The sequence below is a fragment of the Pseudomonas fluorescens genome (genome assembly GCF_001307275.1).
Lineage (GTDB): Bacteria > Pseudomonadota > Gammaproteobacteria > Pseudomonadales > Pseudomonadaceae > Aquipseudomonas > Aquipseudomonas fluorescens_AA.
On record NZ_CP012831.1, the window covers coordinates 4,049,130 to 4,072,341 of the forward strand.

The 23,212-nt window shown below is 60.4% G+C and carries 26 protein-coding genes; 21 read left to right on the top strand and 5 right to left on the bottom strand.

The window, feature by feature from the left end:
• Window positions 1–123 precede the first annotated feature (123 nt).
• Together AO356_RS17960 and AO356_RS17965 are read left to right on the top strand one after the other, a co-directional pair.
• Entirely contained in the window at window positions 124–756 is a 633-nt protein-coding gene (locus AO356_RS17960; protein ID WP_060740887.1) for a glutathione S-transferase family protein, read from the top strand.
• Window positions 753–1,697: a Nudix family hydrolase gene (locus tag AO356_RS17965; protein WP_060740888.1), complete on the top strand. Its 945-nt coding sequence runs from the start codon at window positions 753–755 to the stop codon at window positions 1,695–1,697. Before AO356_RS17960 ends, AO356_RS17965 begins: the two co-directional genes overlap by 4 nt.
• 101 nt (window positions 1,698–1,798) lie before the next feature.
• Here AO356_RS17965 and AO356_RS17970 read toward each other — a convergent pair whose 3' ends face one another.
• Genes AO356_RS17970 through AO356_RS17980 form a run of 3 tightly spaced genes read right to left on the bottom strand, consistent with a single transcriptional unit; the run spans window position 1,799 to window position 5,383 of the window.
• Window positions 1,799–2,380 (bottom strand): cob(I)yrinic acid a,c-diamide adenosyltransferase, encoded by a 582-nt coding sequence (locus AO356_RS17970; RefSeq protein ID WP_060740889.1) that lies wholly within the window; start codon window positions 2,378–2,380, stop codon window positions 1,799–1,801.
• 2 nt (window positions 2,381–2,382) lie between these two features.
• Window positions 2,383–4,419 (bottom strand): sensor histidine kinase, encoded by a 2,037-nt coding sequence (locus tag AO356_RS17975; RefSeq protein ID WP_060740890.1) that lies wholly within the window; start codon window positions 4,417–4,419, stop codon window positions 2,383–2,385.
• Window positions 4,420–4,465: 46 nt separating this feature from the next.
• Window positions 4,466–5,383, bottom strand: a complete 918-nt coding sequence (locus AO356_RS17980; RefSeq protein WP_060740891.1) for a putative 2-dehydropantoate 2-reductase — start codon at window positions 5,381–5,383, stop codon at window positions 4,466–4,468.
• A 142-nt stretch (window positions 5,384–5,525) separates the two neighbouring features.
• Between AO356_RS17980 and AO356_RS17985 the strand changes: the two genes are divergently transcribed.
• Together AO356_RS17985 and AO356_RS17990 are read left to right on the top strand one after the other, a co-directional pair.
• Window positions 5,526–6,011: a YajQ family cyclic di-GMP-binding protein gene (locus AO356_RS17985; protein WP_060740892.1), complete on the top strand. Its 486-nt coding sequence runs from the start codon at window positions 5,526–5,528 to the stop codon at window positions 6,009–6,011.
• 145 nt (window positions 6,012–6,156) lie between these two features.
• Window positions 6,157–6,999 carry a mechanosensitive ion channel family protein gene (locus tag AO356_RS17990; RefSeq protein WP_060740893.1) on the top strand — a complete coding sequence of 281 codons (843 nt, stop codon included), beginning with the start codon at window positions 6,157–6,159 and terminating at the stop codon, window positions 6,997–6,999.
• A gap of 171 nt (window positions 7,000–7,170) precedes the next feature.
• Here the strand turns inward: AO356_RS17990 and AO356_RS17995 are convergent, their stop codons facing one another.
• Entirely contained in the window at window positions 7,171–8,424 is a 1,254-nt protein-coding gene (locus AO356_RS17995; RefSeq protein ID WP_060740894.1) for an OprD family porin, read from the bottom strand.
• An 885-nt stretch (window positions 8,425–9,309) separates the two neighbouring features.
• Between AO356_RS17995 and AO356_RS18000 the strand changes: the two genes are divergently transcribed.
• Together AO356_RS18000 and AO356_RS18005 are read left to right on the top strand one after the other, a co-directional pair.
• On the top strand, window positions 9,310–9,735 hold the full coding sequence (locus tag AO356_RS18000) for an HIT domain-containing protein (RefSeq protein WP_060740895.1): 426 nt from the start codon (window positions 9,310–9,312) through the stop codon (window positions 9,733–9,735).
• Window positions 9,736–9,738: 3 nt separating this feature from the next.
• Window positions 9,739–9,945 (top strand): SlyX family protein, encoded by a 207-nt coding sequence (locus AO356_RS18005; protein ID WP_060740896.1) that lies wholly within the window; start codon window positions 9,739–9,741, stop codon window positions 9,943–9,945.
• A 77-nt stretch (window positions 9,946–10,022) separates the two neighbouring features.
• Here the strand turns inward: AO356_RS18005 and AO356_RS33240 are convergent, their stop codons facing one another.
• Window positions 10,023–10,628 carry a cold-shock protein gene (locus AO356_RS33240; RefSeq protein WP_003205048.1) on the bottom strand — a complete coding sequence of 202 codons (606 nt, stop codon included), beginning with the start codon at window positions 10,626–10,628 and terminating at the stop codon, window positions 10,023–10,025.
• A 397-nt stretch (window positions 10,629–11,025) separates the two neighbouring features.
• On the opposite strand from AO356_RS33240, the gene AO356_RS18015 reads away from it, so the two are divergent.
• From AO356_RS18015 to ybgF, 15 genes are all read left to right on the top strand, one after another.
• A complete protein-coding gene (locus tag AO356_RS18015) occupies window positions 11,026–11,496 on the top strand; it encodes a Dps family protein (protein WP_060740897.1) in 471 nt (156 codons plus the stop codon).
• Window positions 11,497–11,726: 230 nt separating this feature from the next.
• Complete coding sequence (locus tag AO356_RS18020; protein ID WP_060740898.1) at window positions 11,727–12,068, top strand: ribbon-helix-helix domain-containing protein; 342 nt, start codon at window positions 11,727–11,729, stop codon at window positions 12,066–12,068.
• Between the two features lie 218 nt (window positions 12,069–12,286).
• Complete coding sequence (locus AO356_RS18025) at window positions 12,287–12,508, top strand: FmdB family zinc ribbon protein (protein WP_003178589.1); 222 nt, start codon at window positions 12,287–12,289, stop codon at window positions 12,506–12,508.
• Window positions 12,509–12,583: 75 nt separating this feature from the next.
• Complete coding sequence (gene aspS, locus AO356_RS18030; RefSeq protein ID WP_060740899.1) at window positions 12,584–14,359, top strand: aspartate--tRNA ligase; 1,776 nt, start codon at window positions 12,584–12,586, stop codon at window positions 14,357–14,359.
• Between the two features lie 120 nt (window positions 14,360–14,479).
• Window positions 14,480–15,226 carry a YebC/PmpR family DNA-binding transcriptional regulator gene (locus AO356_RS18035; RefSeq protein WP_018614256.1) on the top strand — a complete coding sequence of 249 codons (747 nt, stop codon included), beginning with the start codon at window positions 14,480–14,482 and terminating at the stop codon, window positions 15,224–15,226.
• Between the two features lie 152 nt (window positions 15,227–15,378).
• Window positions 15,379–15,903, top strand: coding sequence for a crossover junction endodeoxyribonuclease RuvC (gene ruvC, locus AO356_RS18040; protein WP_014339919.1), 525 nt, complete (start codon window positions 15,379–15,381; stop codon window positions 15,901–15,903).
• Window positions 15,904–16,017: 114 nt separating this feature from the next.
• On the top strand, window positions 16,018–16,626 hold the full coding sequence (gene ruvA / locus AO356_RS18045; protein ID WP_053124616.1) for a Holliday junction branch migration protein RuvA: 609 nt from the start codon (window positions 16,018–16,020) through the stop codon (window positions 16,624–16,626).
• Window positions 16,627–17,688 carry a Holliday junction branch migration DNA helicase RuvB gene (ruvB, locus tag AO356_RS18050; protein ID WP_003178599.1) on the top strand — a complete coding sequence of 354 codons (1,062 nt, stop codon included), beginning with the start codon at window positions 16,627–16,629 and terminating at the stop codon, window positions 17,686–17,688.
• Window positions 17,689–17,815: 127 nt separating this feature from the next.
• Window positions 17,816–18,283 carry a tol-pal system-associated acyl-CoA thioesterase gene (gene ybgC / locus AO356_RS18055; RefSeq protein ID WP_003205037.1) on the top strand — a complete coding sequence of 156 codons (468 nt, stop codon included), beginning with the start codon at window positions 17,816–17,818 and terminating at the stop codon, window positions 18,281–18,283.
• On the top strand, window positions 18,273–18,968 hold the full coding sequence (gene tolQ, locus AO356_RS18060) for a protein TolQ (RefSeq protein ID WP_014339916.1): 696 nt from the start codon (window positions 18,273–18,275) through the stop codon (window positions 18,966–18,968). Before ybgC ends, tolQ begins: the two co-directional genes overlap by 11 nt.
• A 23-nt stretch (window positions 18,969–18,991) precedes the next feature.
• Window positions 18,992–19,444 carry a protein TolR gene (gene tolR / locus AO356_RS18065; RefSeq protein WP_161798348.1) on the top strand — a complete coding sequence of 151 codons (453 nt, stop codon included), beginning with the start codon at window positions 18,992–18,994 and terminating at the stop codon, window positions 19,442–19,444.
• Window positions 19,444–20,523, top strand: coding sequence for a cell envelope integrity protein TolA (gene tolA, locus AO356_RS18070; protein ID WP_003205033.1), 1,080 nt, complete (start codon window positions 19,444–19,446; stop codon window positions 20,521–20,523). Before tolR ends, tolA begins: the two co-directional genes overlap by 1 nt.
• Window positions 20,520–21,821 (top strand): Tol-Pal system beta propeller repeat protein TolB, encoded by a 1,302-nt coding sequence (tolB, locus tag AO356_RS18075; protein WP_060740900.1) that lies wholly within the window; start codon window positions 20,520–20,522, stop codon window positions 21,819–21,821. Before tolA ends, tolB begins: the two co-directional genes overlap by 4 nt.
• 52 nt (window positions 21,822–21,873) lie before the next feature.
• Window positions 21,874–22,371, top strand: coding sequence for a peptidoglycan-associated lipoprotein Pal (pal, locus tag AO356_RS18080; RefSeq protein WP_003205029.1), 498 nt, complete (start codon window positions 21,874–21,876; stop codon window positions 22,369–22,371).
• Between the two features lie 6 nt (window positions 22,372–22,377).
• A complete protein-coding gene (gene ybgF / locus AO356_RS18085) occupies window positions 22,378–23,211 on the top strand; it encodes a tol-pal system protein YbgF (RefSeq protein WP_060740901.1) in 834 nt (277 codons plus the stop codon).
• Window position 23,212 lies beyond the last annotated feature (1 nt).

Consider the following 23,212-nt stretch of genomic DNA (forward strand, 5'->3'; position numbering starts at 1 on the left):
AGTTGCTGCCATCGCGAGCAAGCTCGCTCCCACAGGGATTTGCGGGCAATACCCTGTGGGAGCGAGCTTGCTCGCGATGGCGCCAGTACAGCCCCTACAAAATCACAAGAAAGGAATCCAGACATGAGCCTGCACCTGATCATTGGCGACCAACGCATTTCTTCCTGGTCCCTGCGCGGCGCGCTGGCCCTGGCGCTGACCGGCGCGAAGTACACCGAAGAGCTGGTCAGGCTCGACCAGCCCGACACCCGCGAAAAGCTGCTCAAGTACTCGGCCACGGCCAAGGTCCCGTTGCTCAAGACCGAATTCGGCGTGATCGCTGATTCCCTGGCGATTGCCGAGTACCTGGCCGAACAGTTCCCGCAGGCCGGTCTCTGGCCCAAGGATGTGGCCGCCCGGGCCCAGGCACGCTCGGTCTGTGCGCAAATGCACAGCGGGTTTTTCGCCATCCGCAGCCACATGCCGTTCGACCTGCTGCGCGATGCACCGCTGTCGCCCATGCCGGCCGATGTCCAAGTGGAAATCGAGCGGATGCTGGCGCTGTGGGCCGAATGCCGTGCCGCGGCGACCGAGGCCGGTCCCTACCTGTTTGGCCGTGTCAGCCTGGCCGACGCGTTTTTTGCCCCTGTTGCCGTGCGCTTGCGCACTTATCAGGTGAAACTGTCCGAGGTCGATGAGGCCTACGTCGAAACCCTATATCAATGGCCAGCGTTCAAGGCGTGGCAACAGGCTGGCCTGGAGGACACTGCGCGGTGAAACGAGTCCATGTGGCGGCAGCGGTCATCCGCGATGCCGCCGGCAAAATCCTGATCGCCCGACGGGCCGACACCCAGCACCAGGGCGGTCTGTGGGAGTTTCCTGGCGGCAAGGTCGAGGCCGGCGAGTCCGTCGAAACCGCCCTGGCCCGTGAACTTCACGAAGAGCTGGGCATTGTCGTCGACGGCGCCCGGCCGTTGATCAAGGTGCGTCACGATTACCCGGACAAGCAGGTGTTGCTGGATGTCTGGGAAGTCTCGGCGTTCAACGGCGAGCCCCATGGCGCCGAAGGGCAGCCGTTGGCCTGGGTGACGGCCCGCGACCTGACGAACCATGAGTTCCCGGCGGCCAATCAGCCCATCGTCGCGGCGGCCCGTTTGCCGGGTGAATACCTGATCACCCCGGAAGGCCTTGAGACGCCGGCCTTGCTGCGCGGCATGCAGAAGGCGATTGCCGGCGGGATCAAGTTGGTCCAGCTACGCGCCCCCAACGGCTACGATCCGCAATACCGCGACCTGGCGGTGGATGCGGCGGGGTTGTGTGCCGGCAAGGCCCAACTGATGCTCAAGGGGCCGTTCGAATGGCTGGGGGATTTTCCTTCCGCTGGCTGGCACATTACCGCCGCGCAACTGCGCAAGCATGCCGCGGCCGGTCGACCGTTCGGCAAGGACCGCTGGCTGGCGGCTTCCTGCCATAACGCCGAGGAGCTGTCCCTGGCACAGCGAATGGACGTGGACTTCGTCACGCTTTCGCCGGTGCAGCCGACCCAGACCCATCCCGATGCACAGCCGTTGGGCTGGGAAGAGGCGGCGCGGTTGATCGAAGGCTTCAACCGGCCGGTCTATCTGTTGGGCGGGGTCGGGCCTGGCGAGCGGCAAAAAGCCTGGGAAGCTGGGGCCCAGGGTGTGGCGGGGATTCGGGCGTTTTGGCCTGAGGCATGATTCTGCCGTGTGGCTGCTGATGCTATCGCGAGCAAGCTCGCTCCCACAGGGAGATCCCGTGTGGGAGCGAGCTTGCTCGCGATGGCGGCCTCAAGAACGATTCAGCCCCCAGGCTTGGCCGCCGCTTCCCAAAGCACCTCCGCCACTCCTTGCCGCCGGGCAATGACCCGCGCCGCCACGAACAACAGATCCGACAACCGATTGATGTAGGCCAACCCCGGCCCTGCCAGCGGCTCCACCGCGTTCAATTGCTGGCAACGCCGCTCGGCGCTGCGGGCCAGGCTGCGACAGACGTGGGCCTGGGCGATCAGTGTCGAGCCACCGGGCAGGATGAAGTTTTCCAGTGGCCCCAATTCCTCGTTCCACACATCGATCGCCGCTTCCAGCCGCTCGATTTCCGCCACGTTCAAGGCTTGGTAGGCCGGCATCGCCAGCTCACCGCCCAGGTCGAACAATCGATGCTGACAAGGCTCCAGCACGTCGCTGACTTCCTTCAGCGCCGGGTACCGGGCCGTTTCGGCGGCGAGCCCGGCCAGCAACAAGCCCAACTGGCTGTTCAGCGTGTCCACTTCGCCGATGGCCTCGACCCGTGGGTGGTCCTTTGCCACGCGGCGGCCATCGCCCAACCCGGTTTCACCTTTGTCGCCGGTGCGGGTGTAAATCTTCGACAGGCGAAAGCCCATGTTCAACGCTCCAGTGGTTTGTTTTCCTGCGCCACCATCGAGGGGCCCGTCAGGGGCAGGCGCAAGGTGAAGCAGGTGCCTTGGCCTGGCGCCGACTGCACTTCCATCTGGCCCTTGTGGTTGTTGGTGATGATGAAATACGAGACCGACAGCCCAAGGCCTGTGCCCTGGCCGATCTCCTTGGTGGTGAAGAAGGGTTCGAAGGTGCGCTTGCGCACGTTCTCGCTCATGCCGATGCCATTGTCCTCGACCTGGATTTCCGCCCACGGCGGATTCAACCGCGTACGCAGGATAATGCGCCCGGGTTCGCTGTCGTCCTGGCGTTGGTGGATCGCCTGGGCGGCGTTTTTCAGCAGGTTGAGCAGCACCTGTTCCAGTTCGTTGGCCGTGCCGGGCACCGGGCCCAGGTTCGGGTCGAACTGACGGATGATCGCCTGGCCCTTGAAGTCGAAGCCGATCGCCAGGTCGAAGTCATTACCGGCGATTTCCACCGCCTGGTCGATCAGCGCCGGCAGGTCGCAGGGCGCCATCTGCCGCGTGCTGCGTCGGCTGAAGCTGAGCATGTGGGTGACGATTTTCGCCGCCCGGGCGCCGGCTTGCTGGATGCCGTCGAGCAATTGTGGGATTTCCCGGCTTTCCAGGTAGCGGTTGACCACCGGCAATTCGATGCCCAGTTGCTCGGCCTGTTCGAGGTTCTTCGGCAATTCCGGCGACAAGCGTCGGCGGATGTTCTGCACGTTGTGCAGGATCGCCCCAAGCGGGTTGTTGATCTCATGGGCCATGCCCGCCGCGAGGCCGCCGACCGAGAGCATTTTTTCCGATTGCACCATCATTTCCTCCAGCGACAGGCGCTGGGTGATGTCGTCGATGCGGATCACCACGCCCCGCCCGGCGCCGCCCATCAGCGGATAGAACGTCAGGGCGTAATGCCGGGCCTCGTCGTCCTTGGTCCAGGTGACGCGTTCGATCTTGGCCACCGTATGTTGCTCGACGGTCTGCTTGAGTTGGGGCAGGTACGGCTTGAGCGGTTCGAAGGCGAGGAAGATCGGTTGGTTCAGGGCCTCGTCCAGTCGTGTGCCGGAGAGGGCGCTGGCTTCCTGGTTCCATTGGGTGACGTAGAGTTGCTCGTCGAGGGCGATCAGGGCCGACGGCATGGAGTCGATGATGCTGTTGAGGTAATTCTGGAAGCCCGTGAGTTTTTTCTCGATCTTGCTGCGCACCTGGACTTCCAGCTCCAGCTTGCGATTGGTATGCCGGGTTTCTTCCGCCAGGCCCTGGGCCTGGTCATAGGCGGCCTGGGAGTCGTCCCGCGCGCGCTTGAGTTGCTGCTCCCGGGCTTCGATTCGCGAGAGCATGGTATTGAATGCTTCGGCCAGGCTGCCGATCTCATCGTGGTTGCCCCGTGCGGCTCGCAGGGCATAGTTCTCCTCGCGGGTGACCTGGCGCGACAGTTCTTCGAGTTGATGAATCGGCTGGGTGATCAGGCGTTTGATCTGTTGGGCAATGATCAGCCACAGCAACACGCTGAAAATCAGGATGCCGAGGCTGGCGGTCAGGGTGCCGGTGTAGAACGCGGTCGGCAATTCGCTGCTGGCCACCAGCAACAGATGGCCAGGCGTCGTGCCGGGGCGGGGCAGGGTAATGACCTGGTTGCTGCGGAACTCGCTCGCTTGCCAGGCCTGTATGTTGCGGAAATGGTCCGGCAGCTTGAGCTTTTCGCCCTGTTGCAGCTGTGCCAGGCGATCGCCCTGGCCGTCGTACAGCGCCGCCGCCCGCAGCGGTGCATAGCTGTTGAGCTCGTCGAGCAGGCGCTGGGCACTTTGTGGCGATTGCAGGGCGTCAGAGATCAGGCTCGGGTTGGCGATCAGTCGGCCAATGGTCTGCAGGGCCTGGGGCGCCATGCTTTCCTGGGAGATGTAGTAGGCGGCGCTGATAAAGGTCAGGTTGGCCACCAGCAGGACAGTGGTCAACAACACCAGCAGGGCGGCCAACAGTTTCTGGCCGACCGGGAGGTTTTCAAGGCGCTGGCGCAATGGCATCAGACTCGTCGCTAAGAAGGAACACGAGGGCCAGCGTAGCCGCTGCTCAGTCGCTGGGCAATCCGAGGTTGTCCAAGTGGGCAATCAGTCGCTGGCGCAGTTGTTCCAGGTGCGGCACGGTCAGCTCATGGCGCTGGGCAACCTTGCAGGCGTAACCGAGCAAATAGCTGATTTCGGTACGACGCCGATTGGCCACATCCTGGTACATCGAGGAGTAATTGGCGGCCGTGGCCTGGATCACCCGTTCGACCTCCGGCTGCAGATCCTCGGCCGCCGCGGGCTGGCCGCACCGTTCGAGCACATCCGTGAGCTCCGCGCACAGGGTCGCCACTTCGCAGTGGTGTTCCAGCAGGCCGCCGTTCTTGCAGTGATGCAGCACGGTCAGTGGATTGATTGCACAGTTGAGTGCCAGCTTGCGCCAGAGGCGGGTGAGGATGTCGGCGCTCCATTCGTGGGGGATGCCGGCGGCGGCCAGGTCGTCCAACCAGAACGGTGCCACCGGGTGAGCCGGGTCGCCCAACCAGGTGTAGCCGTGGCCGGCGTACACGACGCGCCAGTCACCGTCGCGGAACGCGCCTTCGGTGCTGGAGGCGCTGATGCAACGAGCCTGGGGCACACAATTGGCCACTGCGTCCTGGCTGCCGAGGCCGTTCTGCAACAGGATCAGTTCCGATTCTGCGTCCAGGCGGTGGGCCACCGAGGTCACCGCCGCTTGCGCGTCGTAGGCCTTGCAAGCCAGCAGCAGGCGCCTGATCGGCTCCGGGCTGTCCGCCGTTTCGCCCGGCACCGGGTAGCATTGCGCCTGGCCTTGTTCCACCAGTGTCAGGCCTGCGACGCTGCGGTAGGCCTGCAAGCGCGCTTCGTTGCGCAGCACCAGCCGCACCGGTAACCCGGCCCGGGCCAGGCGCGTGGCCCACAACGTGCCGAGACTGCCGGCCCCGAGGACATGCCAGGTGGTCGACATCAGTTTTTTACTCGGATTGGCGCAGGCATCTGAGGGCTCGCAGTGTCGGCAGGAAAAGAGCCGTTATAATGAGCCCGATTTTAACCACAAGCCAAGCGCGCGCCGTTGATACTGGCGCGCCTTTTTATTTGGAGAACACTACATGCCGTCATTCGACGTGGTATCCGAACTGGACAAACACGAAGTCACCAACGCGGTTGAAAACGCCGTCAAGGAACTCGACCGTCGTTATGACCTCAAGGGCAAGGGCAGTTTCGAGTTCAAGGAAAAAGACCTGACCGTGAACCTGACCGCCGAGGCCGAGTTCCAGCTCGAGGCGATGATCGAGATCCTCAAGCTGGCACTGGTCAAGCGCAAGATCGATGTGCAGTGCCTCGAGGTCAAGGACGCCTATGCCTCGGGCAAGCTGATGAAGCAGGAGGCGGTGCTCAAGGAAGGCATCGACAAGGAGCTGGCGAAGAAGATCGTCGCTCATATCAAGGACGCCAAGCTCAAGGTGCAAGCCGCCATCCAGGGCGAGCAGGTGCGGGTCACCGGCAAGAAACGTGACGACTTGCAGGAAGCCATTGCGGCCTTGCGCGGCAAAGAATTCGGCATGCCCCTGCAATTCAATAACTTCCGCGACTGATACTTCAGTTGTATTAAGACCCTGTGGCGAGGGAGCTTGCTCCCGCTTGGGTGCGAAGCGCCCACCTATAAGGGGCTGCTGCGCAGCCAGCGGGAGCAAGCGCCCTCGCCACAATGCCGCGTGCAACAGGAATAAGGAGAGAGAGATGGACTTGAATGCTGAAGTGGACAACCTGGTCAAGGCTTCCCAGACCTGGATCCCCATGATCATGGAGTACGGCAGCCGCGTGCTGCTGGCGGTTATCACCCTGGCCATCGGCTGGTGGTTGATCAACAAAGTGACGCAGAAACTGGGTGCGCTGCTGGCCCTGCGTAATGCCGACCTGGCGCTGCAAGGGTTCATCAGTACCCTGGCCAACATCATTCTGAAGATATTGTTGATCGTCAGCGTCGCTTCGATGATCGGCGTGGAAACCACTTCGTTCGTCGCCGCCATTGGTGCCGCCGGCCTGGCGATTGGCCTGGCCCTGCAAGGCAGCCTGGCGAACTTCGCCGGTGGCGTGTTGATCCTGCTGTTCCGCCCGTTCCGCATCGGTGACTGGATCGAAGCCCAAGGTGTGGCCGGTACGGTCGATAGCATCCAGATCTTCCACACCGTGTTGCGCACCGGTGACAACAAGACCGTCATTGTGCCCAACGGCAATCTCTCGAACGGCATCATCACCAACACCAACCGCCAGCCGACCCGCAAGGTCGTGTTTGATGTCGGCGTGGATTACCAGGCTGACCTGCAAAAGGCCCGGGAGGTGTTGCTGGAGCTGGCCAAGGATGAGCGTGTGCTGGCGGATCCGGCACCTGAAGCGGTGATTTCCACCTTGGGCGACAGTTCCATCACGGTGTCGCTGCGTATCTGGGTGAAGACTGCGGATTATTGGAGCGTGATGTTCATGCTCAATGAACAAGCCCGGGATCGCTTGAAAGAGGCGGGTATTGATATTCCGTTTCCACAACGAGTGATTCGGGTCGTTCAGGAAGGGCCAGCGCAATAACGAGTCGACTATATAACTTGGCGCTGAAGTCAGATTATGTTTAGTTAGCTTGCTATTTAATAAGTTGCATTAAAGCTGACAGTCAGTCAATGGACATAAAAAAACCGCTCACCTGATCCAGGTGAGCGGTTTTTTGTTTGTTGCGGGTACGGCTATCGAACTAGCACTGAATTACAAGATGCTCAGTGGGTATTCGATGATCAGACGGGTGTCATTGTTGTCGTTGCCGTTGATGGCGTTATAGTCGCTGTTGGCGCGGTAGAACGCAGCACGTACGCGGAAAGACAGGTCCTTGGCTGGACCGCTTTGCATAACGTACTTGGTTTCGAAGTCCCACTCGTGCTCTTTACCTTCGGAGCCGCCAGTCTCGATGTTGTCACCGGTAACGTAGCGAGTCATGAAGCTCAGGCCAGGTACGCCATAAGTCTTCATGTTCAGGTCGTAGCGAGCCTGCCAGGAGCGCTCGTCCTGACCGTTGAAGTCGGAGTATTGGATGGAGTTGGCGAGGAAGATAGTGCCGCCGCCGTCAACGCCATACACATAGCCGGTGTCACCGGAGGAGCGCTGGTGAGCCAGGGTGAACTTGTGGGCACCGATGGCATAGGCTGCTGCGAGGGACCAGATACGGTTGTCAACGTCGCCGCTGAGTTTCTGGCCCTGATCCTGGCTGTCATAACCGTTGAAGTCGAAGTTCAGGGACTGATCTTCGTTGATCGGCAGGGTGTAGTTCAGGTTGATGTATTTCTTTTTGTAGTGATCTTCAACGTCGGAAGCCGCTACGCCTGCTACGAAATTGTCGGTGAACTGGTAGGTTGCGCCAACGATGTCAGCAGATTTCAGGCCAAGACCGTCATCTCCCATGCCAGTTTGCGAGCTGATGGCGTTGAAATGACCTGCGCTCAACTCCAAGCCTTTGATTTCTTTGCTGGTGATCAGCGTACCGGTGGCAACTTCTGGCAGCAGACGGCTGTCGTCAGTCGAGAAAACCGGGCTGGTGGTGAACTGGTTACCGTATTTCAGAACGGTGTCGGACAGACGGAATTTAACCGCGCCGCCAACCTTCGATTGTGTGTCTTCCAGGTTGCCGTCGCTGTCACGAGCGAACAGACCGTTACCGGCACGACCGCTACCGCCATCGATGCGAACGGTGCCGAATGCGAAGCCGTCAACGCCTACACCAACGGTACCTTGAGTGAAGCCCGACTCGTAAATGGCACGAGCGGCAACACCAGACTCTTCACGATAACTTTGTGAAGTGCTTGGGTTGTTCTTGAAATCACGGTTCATGTACAGCGCACGGGTCAGAACAGTCAAGCTCTGATCTTCAATAAAACCCTTGGATTCCTCTTGGGAGGACGCCACTGCGAACTGCGAAACGCTGGCCGATACAGCCAGTGCGATCATGCTCCACTTCATCACGCGCATCGTGATTTGCTCCTTTGGTTTTTAGAAGAGTACTGCCGTCCCACCTGTTTTTTTATCTGGGCGGCTCTTTCTTTTTGTGTCGGCGCAAACTTATATCACGTCGACATTCTTTGGCGATACTTGCCCATTCAACCTTTCAGCTTCTTTACGACCATGTCGCCAATGGCTCGATCCATGTCGCATTTCAGCTGTTCCGACGCAACCGTATTCACAACTTTGATGTTGTTTTTTCTTTCCGGCATCGGTGTAAAGAGTCCGTCATTACCGCGCTTGAAGCTCCTGTGGGCAGCCTTGCCACTTTAATTTGTATGTCGGCAGGTCCCCGCTTCCGGCGAGCCCTTTGGACAGTGCGGGTATGAATGCAACAAGCATGCTCAAACCCGAATTTCGTTTACATTTTTTTCACATTTCAGCGGTTGACGCGGTGAAACCTCATGAAACCGGGCTCCAAAGGCCTTGTTTTAAATAGGGTTGACTCGTGTGGGCTCCCGTGTTTGGTGTCGATGAAATCGGCGAGACAACCAAAAACGTTACCGGTTCACCCTACCCAGTGAGTAAATCACGGATGCTTTGTGCACTGAGCGTAGACGTACTGTGCTGTTTTGGTGCAAAAAATTTTCAGGTTGTACGAAAATCTTACAGCGTCGAGGCTTTGCCTGGGCCCTGGCACGGATCTCTCGGGACTGTGCCGTGCCGCTGCGCTGTGTTGGTGCGTCAGCTTGCACAGGTTGATACTCCGGTGTTGAAAAAAAACATTCGAAGGAACGGACAGCAGGACGGTACGCCGTGATCGATCCGGCGTTCGCGGGTATGCTGCGCATCTGTGCCCGATGCAGGCCCGCGGGTCGCTGAGCCGGGCAAAATCGATAACGAGGAGTACGCGCGGTGTTTGCCTTAGATCCACGACTGCAACAAGACACATTGCCCATCGGCGATTTCCCGTTGTGCCGTTTGCTCTTGTCCAACGACGCCCATTACCCGTGGTTCATCCTCGTGCCGCGGCGAGAAAATATCAGTGAATTGTTTCAGTTGGATGACATCGATCAATTACAGCTGTGGAAAGAAACCACGGCGCTGGCCGAAACCCTCAAGGATTCGTTCGATGCCGACAAGATGAACGTTGCAACCTTAGGTAACGTCGTCAGTCAATTGCACATGCATGTCATCGTGCGCAAGCGTGATGATGCCGCCTGGCCTGCGCCGGTCTGGGGCAAGCACCCGGCCCAGCCTTATAATGCAGGGCAGGTCGAGGCCATTCGCGAACGGTTGCGAGTGGCCCTGGCCGATGATTTCAAGTTTCTGGAGGGCTGAACCATGAACCTTGAAGAGCGCGTAACCGATCTGGAAAGCCGCCTGGCGTTTCAGGATGACACCATCCAGGCATTGAATGATGTGCTGGTGGCGCAGCAGCGGGTTGTCGAGCGTCTGCAGCTGCAGATGGCGGCGTTGCTCAAGCGCCAGGAAGAAATGGCGGGTCAATTCGAATCGTTCGAAGAAGAGGCGCCGCCCCCTCACTACTGATAGGGCCCGATTGCCGTTTGACGGGCAATAAAAAACCGCGAGCAGCCAGGCTGCATCGCGGTTTTTTTACGCTTGGATCAGCGGCGCGGCAGCGCAGCGATCACGTCTTCGGCCTGCAGGCCCTTGTCGCGGTTCATCACGGAGAACTCCACGCGCTGGCCTTCCACCAGGACGCGATGACCTTCGCCACGAATGGCCCGGAAATGCACGAAAATGTCATCGCCGGAGTCGCGGGAAATGAAGCCGAACCCTTTGGACGTGTTGAACCACTTCACCGTGCCGGTATCGCGGTTGGACATGTCGTAGTTCTGCGCAGCGGCGGCCGGCGACGACTTCTTGTAGAAGCTGACGGCCAGGTGCAGTGCCACGGCGAGCAGTGCCGCGCCCAGGCTGAACAGAATGGCCGGTTGACCGCCAATTTCCGGCATGGGCGCCAGCAGGGCCAGGGTTTGCAGGGCAACGGCCAGCACCAGCAAGGCGCTGACAAGGTTTTGCAGTTGGTGGCGTGGACCTTTGTTCCAGTAAGGGATGACGGGGGCAAGGGTCAGGTTGAGTAGGCCGAAAAAGGCCAGGTACAGTGCATCGGGGTGTTGCAGGTAAGGTGTGGCTTCGGAACCCAGGCTAGGGATGAAGGACAGCAGCAGGGCAGCTGCGCCCATTAGCAAGTGGACGATTTTCAACATTTTGATTGGCTCACGGTTAAGACAGATCACAAGGAAGAGCGGGTCGGGCACGGTTCGCTTCGAAACAATGAGAGGCGTTGGACACGTACCCGAATCAGCCTATGCGCTACGCCCGGGAAAATTAAGCGTAGCGACACACTGCCTATTTAACAGCAAAGCTCGGGCCTTCTCAAACCCGTTACGGGCGCGCACCGCGCTGTTCGTCGGCCAGAAAAGCCCCGCGGCTGCTTGAATGCGCCAGGCAAGCGGCGTTGAATTTCCCAGGTGTCGGAACCGTCGGCTACCTTGGCTTGTCGGTTCTGCAGGGCTGGCAATCTGTCGCAGGCCGTAGGCGGCCAGAACCACTAGAGTGGGTAGGGCCGTTGTCGAATTCATCACCCTAAGGAGATCAACCCCCATGGCAATTGATATCGGTATCAGTGAAGAAGACCGCAAGTCCATCGTCGACGGGCTTTCGCGCCTGCTGTCGGATACCTACGTGCTGTATCTCAAGACCCACAATTTCCACTGGAACGTCACCGGGCCGATGTTTCGGACCCTGCACCTGATGTTCGAGGAGCAATACAACGAACTGGCCCTGGCGGTGGACCTGATTGCCGAGCGAATCCGCGCCCTTGGCTTCCCGGCCCCGGGTGCCTACTCGGTGTATGCACGCCTGTCCTCTATTAAGGAAGAGGAAGGCGTGCCGGCTGCCGAAGACATGATCCGGCAACTGGTCGAGGGCCAGGAAGCGGTGACGCGTACGGCCCGTGGCATCTTTCCTTTATTGGACAAGGTCAGCGACGAGCCCACGGCCGACCTGCTGACCCAGCGCATGCAGGTTCACGAAAAGACCGCGTGGATGCTGCGGGCGCTGTTGGAAAACTAATAGCGCGCGCGTTGTATGTTGTGGCGAGGGAGCAAGCGCCCTCGCCACAAGGGCGATATCGCCTGCGCACCGGGTGTAGGACGGCGTAATTCGTCGCCGGCCTGCTGTTGGCTTGTCCTACGTCCATGGTCATAAAGTCGTCTGGAACTGGCGATGCCGTTGAGCTTCCATAGAGCCACAGATGGGTTGTTCCAACCCAGAGGCTCGTATGGCAAAGGAGTGTCAACGGTATGATTCAAGGAAAAGAACCCGGGGAAGGGCGGCTGGGGCGTTTTCAGCCCATCAGCGTCGACCCGTTCATCCGGGGGTTCGATATGCAACTGGCCCGGCCCTTGGCCCGATCCATTCGCCTGAACGGGTTCGCCACCTGTCTGCGGCTGGAACAGGTCTATTGGGATATCCTCGGTGACATGGCCGAGCTCAACCGCTGCTCCATCAGCACGTTGCTGTCCCATGTGGACAGGGAAGTGCACCTGCGCCATGGCGGGGTGCGCAATTTCAGCGGGCTGGTGCGCGTGGTCTGCGTGGTGCACAGTTTGAAGGAAACCGGGATGGATCATGGTGCGGCGTAGGCGCTGCCGAAGGCTGGGATCTTTTGATCTTGCGCTTGAGACTCAAGTGTCTGGGGCAAGATCGCAGCCTCGTTGCACTCGTCAGCTCCTACATGGCGTTCACTCGGCAATGACTGTGCGGTCTTACGGCTGCACAGGCCGCATTTAATGGATATAATCCCGCTCTTTGCCGCAAAGCCCCGCCTTTGCGCGTGTAACCTGATCGCCGAGACAACCCCATGCCGATGTACGACTATCAATGTGCTTCCTGTGGTCATCAGATGGAAGCCATTCAAAAGATCAGCGCGGCACCGCTGGTCGACTGCCCTGCCTGCCAGGCGCCGGAACTGAAAAAGATGCTCTCCATGCCTGGTTTCCGCCTCGGCGGCACGGGCTGGTATGAAACCGACTTCAAGACCGGCGCCAAGAAGAACCTGGCCGGTGGCGACAAAGCTGATTGAGTTGAATACGCGCGAGTTCTTGCACGGGCAGGGCCTCCAACCGAATGTCGAATTACGAGAAGTGAAACCACTACCATGATGCGCAGCCATTATTGCGGCCAACTGAACGAAAGCCTGGAAGGTCAGGAAGTTACTCTTTGCGGATGGGTCCATCGTCGCCGTGACCATGGCGGGGTGATTTTCCTCGATATCCGTGATCGTGAAGGCCTGGCCCAGGTGGTGTTCGATCCGGACCGCGCTGAAACCTTCGCCACCGCCGACCGCGTGCGCAGCGAATACGTCGTCAAGATCACCGGCAAGGTGCGCCTGCGCCCGGCCGGCGCCGGCAACGCCAACATGGCGTCGGGCATGATCGAAGTGCTGGGCTACGAGCTGGAAGTGCTCAACGAGTCGGAAACCCCGCCGTTCCCACTCAACGAATACTCCGACGTGGGCGAGGAAACCCGCCTGCGCTACCGCTTCATCGACCTGCGTCGCCCGGAAATGGCCGAGAAGCTGCGCCTGCGTTCGCGCATGACCACCAGCATCCGTCGTTACCTGGACGAAAACGGCTTCCTCGACGTCGAGACGCCGATCCTGACCCGCGCCACGCCGGAAGGCGCCCGCGACTACCTGGTGCCGAGCCGTACCCACCCCGGCAGCTTCTTTGCCCTGCCGCAGTCGCCACAGCTGTTCAAGCAACTGCTGATGGTGGCCGGGTTCGATCGCTACTACCAGATCGCCAAGTGCTTCCGCGACGAAGACCTGCGTGCCGACCGTCAGCCTGAGTTCACTCAGATCGACATCGAGACCAGCTTCCTCGACGAAAAAGACATCATGGGCCTGACCGAGGGCATGATCCGCAACCTGTTCAAGGAAGTGTTGGGTCTGGAATTCGGCGAGTTCCCGCACATGACCTTCGAAGAGGCCATGCGCCGCTACGGTTCCGACAAGCCGGACCTGCGCAACCCGCTGGAACTGGTGGATGTGGCCGATCAGCTCAAGGACGTCGAGTTCAAGGTGTTCAGCGGCCCGGCCAACGATCCGAAATGCCGTATCGCGGCCCTGCGTGTTCCAGGCGGCGCCAGCATGCCGCGCAAGCAGATCGACGATTACACCAAGTTCGTCGGTATCTACGGTGCCAAGGGCCTGGCGTACATCAAGGTCAATGAGCGCGCCGCCGGTGTCGACGGCCTGCAATCGCCCATCGTGAAAAACATTCCGGAAGCCAACCTCAATGTGATCCTCGATCGCGTGGGTGCGGTTGACGGCGACATCGTGTTCTTCGGCGCCGACAAGGCCAAGATCGTCAGCGAAGCCCTGGGCGCGCTGCGCATCAAGCTGGGCCACGACCTGAATCTGCTGACTTGCGAGTGGGCACCGATGTGGGTCGTTGACTTCCCGATGTTCGAAGAAAACGACGACGGCAGCTTCTCCGCGCTGCACCACCCGTTCACCGCGCCGAAGTGCTCGCCGCAAGAGCTGGAGGCCAACCCGGCCACCGCCCTGTCGCGCGCCTACGACATGGTCCTGAACGGTACCGAACTGGGTGGCGGTTCGATCCGTATCCATCGCAAGGAAATGCAACAGGCGGTGTTCCGCCTGCTGGGCATCAACGAAGCCGAGCAGGAAGAGAAGTTCGGCTTCCTGCTGGATGCGCTGAAATACGGTGCACCGCCCCATGGTGGCCTGGCCTTCGGCCTGGACCGCCTGGTGATGCTGATGACCGGCGCCCAGTCGATCCGTGAAGTGATCGCGTTCCCGAAAACCCAGAGCGCGGCCGATGTCATGACCCAGGCCCCGGGCGTGGTGGACGCCAAGGCGTTGCGCGAGTTGCACATCCGTCTGCGTGAACAGCCAAAGGCTGAGTAAGGCTGGCACCTGAGAGGGCGCATCTTCGGATGCGCCTTTTCATTGGGGTCGATATTTCTGATTGCCGGCCACTGCCCACGCGCAGGGCGGGCAATGTTCCAAAGAGAAACGGAGCGAGTTATGGCAGGTCATTCCAAGTGGGCGAACATCAAGCACCGCAAAGAACGTCAGGATGCCAAGAGAGGCAAGATCTTCACCAAGTGGATCCGTGAGCTGACGGTCGCGGCCCGCCAGGGTGGCGGCGATCCGGGTTCCAACCCGCGTCTGCGCCTGGCCCTGGACAAGGCCTTGGGTGCCAACATGAGCCGCGACATCATCGACCGGGCCATCGCCCGTGGCGCGGGTGCGACCGAGGCTGACAACGTTGAAGAACTGACCTACGAAGGGTATGGCCCGGGCGGCGTGGCGGTGATGGTCGAATGCATGACCGACAACCGCAACCGTACCGCTGCCGCCGTGCGTCACGCGTTCAGCAAATGTGGTGGCAACCTGGGCACCGACGGCTCGGTGGCCTATCTGTTCGAGCGCAAGGGACAAATCAGCTTCGCCCCGGGCCTCGATGAAGATGCCCTGACGGAAGCGGCCCTGGAGGCCGACGCCGATGACGTGGTCAGCCATGAAGACGGCTCGTTCGACGTGTTCACGTCGTTCGCCAGCTTCTATGCCGTGCGCAATGCCCTGGAGGCGGCCGGTTTCAAGCCCGCCGACGCGGAAATCGTCATGCAGCCGACCACCAGTGCCGAACTGGACCTGGAAGGCGCCGAGAAGGTGCTCAAGCTGATCGACATGCTGGAAGACCTGGATGACGTGCAGAACGTTTATTCCAACGCCGATATTCCGGAATCGGTGGCTGAACAGCTGGGCTGATGGCGTCCACTTAACTGCACGAATGCCCATGTGGGAGCGAGCTTGCTCGCGATAGCGATACTTCAGTCAACACTGTGCTTGCTGACCCGACGCCATCGCGAGCAAGCTCGCTCCCACAGGTCTGGTCAAATCCTCTTCAAACCGCAGGCGCTATGACTTTAATCCTTGGTATCGACCCAGGTTCGCGCATCACCGGCTACGGTGTGGTTCGCGATACCGGGCGCGGCTGCGTGTACGTCGCCTCTGGTTGCATCCGCACCGGTGCGGGTGAACTGCATGAGCGCTTGCAGATCGTTTATCGCGGCGTGCGCGAAGTCATCCAGACCTATGGCCCGGTGACCATGGGCATCGAACGGGTCTTCATGGCGCGCAACGCCGATTCGGCCCTGAAGCTGGGGCAGGCCCGGGGCGCGGCCATCGTGGCTGGCGCCGAGGAAAACCTGGAGATCGCCGAGTACACCGCGACCCAGGTCAAGCAGGCGGTCGTCGGCACAGGGGCGGCGAACAAGGAGCAGGTGCAAATGATGGTGATGCACCTGTTGAAACTGGTCAGCAAGCCGCAAATCGACGCCTCCGACGCCCTGGCCATCGCCATTTGCCATGCCCATACCCGTTCCAGTCTGTTGCCCCATGGCCTGGGGACTGCACGCAGTCGTGGCGGGCGCCTGCGTCTCTGATAGCATCAGCGCAATCTTCGTGAGCCCGAGCATCTTGCGCCTGTGTCGTCGGCCTTCCTGCCCGGGCTGTTACTCGCCAGCCCGCGGGCTGGCCAACACCCAAGGATCTGAAACGTGATTGGACGCTTGCGCGGCACCCTGGCTGAAAAACAGCCGCCGCACCTGATTCTGGATGTAAATGGCCTGGGTTATGAGCTGGAAGTGCCCATGACCACGCTGTATCGCTTGCCGTCGGTCGGCGAGCCGCTGACCCTGCACACCCATTTGGTCGTGCGCGAGGATGCGCAGTTACTCTATGGCTTCGTCGGCAAGCGCGAGCGGGATTTCTTCCGCGAGTTGATCCGTCTCAATGGCGTCGGCCCGAAACTGGCACTGGCCTTGATGTCGAGCCTGGAAGTCGACGAGCTGGTGCGCTGCGTGCAGTCCCAGGACACCTCGGCGCTGACCAAGGTGCCGGGGGTGGGCAAGAAAACCGCCGAGCGCCTGCTGGTCGAACTCAAGGACCGCTTCAAGGCCTGGGAGGCGGTGCCGGCGATGTTCGCCTTGGTGCCGAACCAGCCGGACGCGCCGGTGCCGGCGGTCAGCGCCGAAAACGATGCGGTCACCGCGCTGATCTCCCTGGGCTACAAGCCGCAGGAGGCCAGCAAGGCGATTTCCGCCATCAAGGAAAAAGGCCTGAGCACCGAAGACATGATTCGCCGTGCCCTGAAGGGAATGATTTAAGTGATTGAAGCTGACCGTCTGATCGCCGCCACGGGTGCCCCCCGTGACCGCGAGGAAATCCAGGACCGCGCGATTCGTCCTGTCAGCCTGGCCGACTACATCGGCCAACCGACCGTGCGCGAGCAGATGGAGCTGTTCATCCAGGCGGCCCGTGGGCGCAGCGAGTCGCTGGACCACACCTTGATCTTCGGCCCGCCGGGCCTGGGCAAGACCACCCTGGCCAACATCATTGCCCAGGAAATGGGTGTCTCGATCAAGAGCACGTCGGGGCCGGTGCTTGAACGGCCGGGCGACCTGGCGGCGTTGCTGACCAACCTTGAGCCCCATGACGTACTCTTCATCGACGAAATCCATCGGTTGTCGCCGATCGTCGAGGAAGTGCTGTACCCGGCCATGGAAGATTTCCAGCTCGACATCATGATTGGCGAAGGGCCGGCGGCGCGTTCCATCAAGCTGGACCTGCCGCCCTTCACCCTGGTGGGTGCCACCACTCGTGCCGGTATGCTGACCAACCCGCTGCGGGACCGTTTCGGTATCGTCCAGCGCCTGGAGTTCTACAACAACGCCGACCTGGCGACGATTGTCAGCCGTTCGGCGGGCATCCTCGGGTTACCGCTGGACCCGGACGGTGCTTATGAGATCGCCCGGCGTGCCCGGGGGACGCCGCGGATCGCCAACCGCTTGCTGCGCCGGGTCCGGGATTTTGCCGAAGTCCGGGCCAAGGGCCACATCACCAAGCCGATTGCCGACCTGGCGCTGAACCTGCTGGACATCGACGAGCGTGGTTTCGACCACCAGGACCGGCGCCTGCTGCTGACCATGATCGAGAAGTTCGACGGTGGCCCGGTGGGCGTGGACAGCCTGGCGGCGGCCATCAGCGAAGAGCGCCACACCATTGAAGATGTGCTGGAACCGTACCTGATCCAACAGGGCTACATCATGCGCACGCCTCGTGGGCGCGTGGTGACCCGCCATGCTTATCTGCACTTTGGCTTAAACATCCCGACACGAATGGGCGAGATGCCGGTGGTAGACGAATTCCTCGATGCCGTGGACGATTGAACGAGCTCTGTACGCCGACTTTTTTCCGGTTCGTGCTGTCCCAGACGAAGCCCGGAGCGTCAATGCGTTCGAGAATGAAAAAACAGTTGCCTGGCCGATTGGCAACCTGAGGAGTAAGCACTAGAGTATGCGCGCGCAAAACGGGCTGGAGTCGTTCGCACATCGCTGTCGCGTTTATTACGAGGACACCGATGCCGGCGGCATCGTCTACTACGTCAATTACCTCAAGTTTATGGAACGGGCTCGAACCGAACGGCTGCGGGAACTGGGTTTTGCCCAATCCGCGCTGGCAGGGGAGGACCTGTTATTCGTCGTGCATTCCAGCGAAGCGCGTTACCACGCGCCGGCGCGACTGGACGACGAACTGGTGGTAAGTGCCGATGTCATCGAATTGAACCGTGTCAGCCTGCGCTTCAAGCAGCAGGTCAGGCGGGCTACGGATAACGTGCTGCTCTGCGAAGGGCAGTTTTTGGTGGCCTGTGTGCGCACCCATAGTTTGAAACCCCGGGCCATTCCCGAAGCTCTACGTGCGGCCTTTGCCGGCGTGAGCGGCGCGGGTACACACTCAGAGCAGGAGATAAAGCGTGGAAGCTAACGTCGTCGACCATTCCTCCATGTGGAGCCTGGTCAGCAATGCCAGCGTCGTGGTGCAACTGGTAATGCTGACCCTGGTAGCCGCATCGGTGACCTCATGGATCATGATCTTTCAGCGCAGCAACATGCTGCGCGCCGGTCGTCGTGCCCTGGAGAGCTTCGAAGAGCGCTTCTGGTCCGGCATCGACCTGTCCAAGCTCTATCGCCAGGCCGGCAGCAACCCGGACCCGGACTCGGGCGTCGAGCAGATCTTCCGTGCCGGCTTCAAGGAGTTCTCTCGCCTGCGCCAGCAGCCGGGCGTCGACCCTGAGGCGGTGATGGAAGGTGTGGCCCGTGCCATGCGCGTCGCCATTTCCCGCGAGGAAGAAAAGCTCGAACAGGGCCTGTCGTTCCTGGCCACCGTTGGCTCGGTCAGCCCGTACATCGGTCTGTTCGGTACCGTGTGGGGGATCATGAACTCCTTCCGTGGCCTGGCTTCCGCCCAGCAAGCGACCCTCGCCACCGTGGCCCCGGGCATCGCCGAGGCACTGATCGCCACCGCCATCGGTCTGTTCGCGGCCATTCCAGCCGTTATCGCCTACAACCGCTTCGCTGCCCGCAGCGAGATGCTGACTGGCCGTTACTACACCTTCGCCGATGAATTCCAGGCGATCCTGCACCGTAAAGTGCACACCAGCGAAGAATAAGCAGGTATTTCCCAATGGCTTTAATCGCTCGAGCCCGAAAAAAGCGCAAGCCGGTCGCCGAGATGAACGTGGTGCCCTACATCGACGTGATGTTGGTGCTGCTGGTCATCTTCATGGTGACTGCGCCCATGCTCAATCAGGGCGTGAAGGTCGATCTGCCCAAGGTTTCCAGCGAAGCCTTGCCGCAGGACAACAACACCCAGGTACTGACCATTTCGATCAAGGCTGACAAGACCTACTACTGGAACCTTGGCAGTGAAGTGGATACCGAGAAGCAGCAGGACCGGGCCATGACCTTGCCGCAGATGACCGATGCGGTGACCAAGATCATTCGTGTCGGCAACGATGCCGGCAAGCGCACGCAAGTCTTCATTCGCGGCGACAAGACCGTCGACTACGGTGCCGTGATGGGCGCCATGGGCGGCCTGCAGAAAGCCGGTGTCGGTAATGTTGGCTTGATCACCGAGGCCCCCTGATGCAGCAACAGCGAGAGCCGTCCGCCTCGGAAAGCTACTTCTGGCCCAGTGTCCTGGCCATCGGCCTGCATGTGCTGGTGTTCGGCATGCTGTTCGTCAGTTTTGCCATGACCCCGGAGTTGCCGCCGGCCAAGCCGATCGTGCAGGCGACGTTGTACCAGCTCAAGTCGAAAAGCCAGGCTACGACCCAGACGAACCAGAAGCTTGCCGGTGAGGCGAAGAAATCCGCCGCGCGCCAGACTGAAGTCGAGCAGATGGAACAGAAGAAGGTCGAGCAGGAAGCGATAAAGGCCGCGGAACAAAAGAAAGAGGAAGCGGCTCAAAAGGCCGAGGAAGCCAAGAAGGCCGATGAGGCGAAAAAAGCGGACGAGGCGAAAAAGGCTGATGAAGCCAAGAAAGCCGACGAAGCGAAGAAAACCGCCGAGGCCAAAAAGGCAGAAGAGAAACAATTGGCTGATATAGCCAAGAAAAAAGCCGAAGAAGAAGCCAAGAAAGCCGCTGAAGAAGAGGCCAAGAAAGCGGCCGCTGAAGAAGCGAAGAAAAAGATCGTCGAGGACGCCAAGAAGAAAGCGGCCGAAGACGCCAAGAAAAAAGCTGAAGCTGAAGAGGCGAAAAAGAAAGTCGCCGAAGATGCGAAGAAGAAAGCCGCCGCCGACGCCGCCAAGAAAAAGGCCCAGGACGCAGCGCGTAAGTCCGCCGAAGACAAAAAGGCCCAGGCCTTGGCAGATTTGCTTTCCGACACGCCGGAGCGCCAGCAGGCCTTGGCCGATGAGCAGGGTGATGAAGTTGCCGGCAGCTACGATGATCTGATTCGCGCCAGGGCGGCAGAAGGCTGGGCTCGTCCACCTTCGGCGCGCAAAGGCATGACGGTAGTATTGCAAATCGGCATGTTGCCCGACGGTACGGTTACCTCGGTCAGCGTCGCCAAGTCCAGTGGTGACGGTCCGTTCGACGCTTCGGCGGTCGCAGCGGTCAAGAACATTGGGCGTTTGACGGAAATGCAAGGAATGAAACCGAGCGACTTTGCTCCCTATCGTTCATTCAAGATGACATTCACACCTGAGGATCTAGCCTTGTGAGAAACCTTCTTCGAGGAATGCTTGTCGTTATCTGCTGCCTGGCAGGGATAGCGGTAGCAGAGGAAAAGAACATTCTGGTCACCAGCGGCAGCGACCGGGCGACCCCGATCGCCGTCGTACCGTTCGGCTGGCAGGGCGGTAACGTCCTGCCGGACGACATGGCGGAAATCATCGGCAACGACCTGCGCAACTCGGGTTACTACGCGCCGATTCCGAAACAGAACATGATCAGCCTGCCAACCCAGGCCAGCGAAGTCATCTACCGTGACTGGAAGGCCCTGGGCGCCCAGTACATCATGGTCGGCAGCATCGTTCCGGCCGGTGGTCGCCTGCAGGTGCAGTACGCCCTGTTCAACGTCGCCACCGAGCAGCAAGTGCTGACCGGCAGCGTGTCGGGCAGCGTCGATCAACTGCGCGACATGGCGCACTACATCGCCGACCAGTCGTTCGAGAAACTCACCGGCATCAAGGGCGCGTTCTCCACTCGCATGCTCTACGTGACGGCCGAGCGCTTCTCCGAGAACAACACCCGCTATACCCTGCAGCGTTCCGACTATGATGGCGCCCGTGCGGTGACCTTGCTGCAATCGCGCGAGCCGATCCTGTCGCCGCGCTTCGCCCCCGATGGCAAGCGCATCGCCTATGTCTCGTTCGAGCAGAAGCGTCCGCGTATTTTCGTGCAGCACATCGACACCGGTCGTCGCGAGCAGATCACCAACTTCGAAGGCCTGAACGGCGCACCCGCCTGGTCGCCGGACGGCTCGCGCCTGGCGTTCGTGCTGTCCAAGGACGGTAACCCGGACATCTATGTGATGAACCTGGCTTCGCGCTCGATCTCCCGCGTCACCAACGGCCCGGGCATCAACACCGAACCGTTCTGGGGCAAGGATGGCTCGACCATCTACTTCACCTCCGACCGTGGCGGCAAGCCTCAGATCTACAAGACCAGTGCCGGTGGTGGCGGTGCCGAGCGCGTGACCTTCGTCGGTAACTACAACGCCAACCCTAAACTGTCGGCGGACGAAAAGACCCTGGTGATGATCCATCGCCAGGACGGTTTCACCAATTTCAAGGTGGCGGCCCAGGATTTGCAGCGCGGTAGCGTAAAAATCCTCACTGATAGCACTCTGGACGAGTCACCTACTGTTGCGCCCAACGGCACCATGGTAATCTACGCCACCCGCCAGCAGGGCCGGGGAGTCTTGATGCTCGTGTCCATTAATGGACGCGTGAGGCTCCCGCTTCCTACCGCTCAAGGCGAAGTCAGAGAACCGTCCTGGTCCCCTTACCTGAACTGACGCGGCGCAATACGTTTTACTTAACACACTGGGGTTCATTAGGAGTTTCACGATGGAAATGCTGAAGTTTGGTAAATTTGCTGCGCTGGCTCTGGCCATGGCTGTAGCTGTAGGTTGCTCGTCCAAAGGCGGCGACAATGCCGGTGAAGGCGCTGTTGATCCAAACGCTGGTTACGGCGCTAACACTGGTGCAGTTGACGGCTCCCTGAGCGAAGAAGCTGCTCTGCGCGCAATCACCACCTTCTACTTCGAATACGACAGCTCGGACCTGAAGCCAGAAGCCATGCGCGCTCTGGACGTTCACGCCAAAGACCTGAAGTCGAACGGCGCTCGCGTTGTTCTGGAAGGCAACACCGACGAACGTGGTACTCGTGAGTACAACATGGCACTGGGCGAGCGTCGTGCGAAAGCCGTTCAACGCTACCTGGTACTGCAAGGTGTTTCCCCAGCTCAGCTGGAACTGGTTTCCTACGGCGAAGAGCGTCCAGTTGCCACTGGCAACGACGAGCAGTCCTGGGCTCAAAACCGTCGCGTCGAACTGCGTAAGTAATTCGTCATGCGAACGTGCCGTCGTGCTGTAACTGTTCTGGCTCTCAGCCTCGCGCCGCTTGCGGCGTGGGCTGCGGTTCCTGTGGTCGATAACGATGCCGGCTATAACAATAGCGGGAGCAGCTATCCGCCTGCAGGTTACGGTACGAACGGCGCCTATGCCGGGGGAGGGGTTTCGGCCCCTGTCTCGGCACAGGGCCAGCTGTTCAACCAACTGCAGCAAATGCAGGATCAGATCTCGCGCCAACAGGGTGTGATCGAAGAACTGCAAAATGATATTTCGCGCATGAAGCAGGAAAGCCTGGAGCGATACCAGGATCTTGATCGGCGCATAGGATCCGGCGTTGCACCTGCCGCGACTCCTGAGAATTCTCCAGCCGGTGGCGACTTGAACGCCCCCGGTGCAGCCGCAGGCGCGGGGGCGGCTGCTCCGGCAGCACCTGCCGCCGGTGGCGAGCCGGCTGATCCGGCGAAGGAAAAGCTCTATTACGATGCTGCCTTCGACCTGATCAAGGCCAAGGATTTCGACAAGGCCAGCCAGGCTTTTGCCGCTTTCCTGCGCAAGTACCCAAACAGCCAGTACGCGGGCAATGCCCAATACTGGCTGGGCGAAGTGAACCTGGCCAAGGGCGACCTGCAAGGTGCCGGCCAGGCGTTCGCCAAGGTTTCGCAGCTGTATCCCAAGCACGCCAAGGTGCCGGATTCGCTGTACAAGCTGGCTGACGTCGAACGCCGTCTCGGTCACGCTGACAAGGTGAAAGGTATTCTGCAGCAGGTGGTGGCCCAATATCCGGGGACATCCGCCGCTCAGTTGGCCCAGCGTGATCTACAACGCATGTAAG

Bases quoted from the DNA above. Each gene is read 5' to 3' on its own strand.
- AO356_RS17960 (WP_060740887.1), top strand. From the start codon at position 124: ATGAGCCTGCACCTGATCATTGGCGACCAACGCATTTCTTCCTGGTCC.
- AO356_RS17970 (WP_060740889.1), bottom strand. From the start codon at position 2,380: ATGGGCTTTCGCCTGTCGAAGATTTACACCCGCACCGGCGACAAAGGT.
- AO356_RS17975 (WP_060740890.1), bottom strand. From the start codon at position 4,419: ATGCCATTGCGCCAGCGCCTTGAAAACCTCCCGGTCGGCCAGAAACTG.
- AO356_RS17980 (WP_060740891.1), bottom strand. From the start codon at position 5,383: ATGTCGACCACCTGGCATGTCCTCGGGGCCGGCAGTCTCGGCACGTTG.
- AO356_RS17985 (WP_060740892.1), top strand. From the start codon at position 5,526: ATGCCGTCATTCGACGTGGTATCCGAACTGGACAAACACGAAGTCACC.
- AO356_RS17990 (WP_060740893.1), top strand. From the start codon at position 6,157: ATGGACTTGAATGCTGAAGTGGACAACCTGGTCAAGGCTTCCCAGACC.
- AO356_RS17995 (WP_060740894.1), bottom strand. From the start codon at position 8,424: ATGCGCGTGATGAAGTGGAGCATGATCGCACTGGCTGTATCGGCCAGC.
- AO356_RS18005 (WP_060740896.1), top strand. From the start codon at position 9,739: ATGAACCTTGAAGAGCGCGTAACCGATCTGGAAAGCCGCCTGGCGTTT.
- AO356_RS33240 (WP_003205048.1), bottom strand. From the start codon at position 10,628: ATGTTGAAAATCGTCCACTTGCTAATGGGCGCAGCTGCCCTGCTGCTG.
- AO356_RS18015 (WP_060740897.1), top strand. From the start codon at position 11,026: ATGGCAATTGATATCGGTATCAGTGAAGAAGACCGCAAGTCCATCGTC.
- AO356_RS18020 (WP_060740898.1), top strand. From the start codon at position 11,727: ATGATTCAAGGAAAAGAACCCGGGGAAGGGCGGCTGGGGCGTTTTCAG.
- AO356_RS18025 (WP_003178589.1), top strand. From the start codon at position 12,287: ATGCCGATGTACGACTATCAATGTGCTTCCTGTGGTCATCAGATGGAA.
- aspS (WP_060740899.1), top strand. From the start codon at position 12,584: ATGATGCGCAGCCATTATTGCGGCCAACTGAACGAAAGCCTGGAAGGT.
- AO356_RS18035 (WP_018614256.1), top strand. From the start codon at position 14,480: ATGGCAGGTCATTCCAAGTGGGCGAACATCAAGCACCGCAAAGAACGT.
- ruvC (WP_014339919.1), top strand. From the start codon at position 15,379: ATGACTTTAATCCTTGGTATCGACCCAGGTTCGCGCATCACCGGCTAC.
- ybgC (WP_003205037.1), top strand. From the start codon at position 17,816: ATGCGCGCGCAAAACGGGCTGGAGTCGTTCGCACATCGCTGTCGCGTT.
- tolA (WP_003205033.1), top strand. From the start codon at position 19,444: ATGCAGCAACAGCGAGAGCCGTCCGCCTCGGAAAGCTACTTCTGGCCC.
- pal (WP_003205029.1), top strand. From the start codon at position 21,874: ATGGAAATGCTGAAGTTTGGTAAATTTGCTGCGCTGGCTCTGGCCATG.
- ybgF (WP_060740901.1), top strand. From the start codon at position 22,378: ATGCGAACGTGCCGTCGTGCTGTAACTGTTCTGGCTCTCAGCCTCGCG.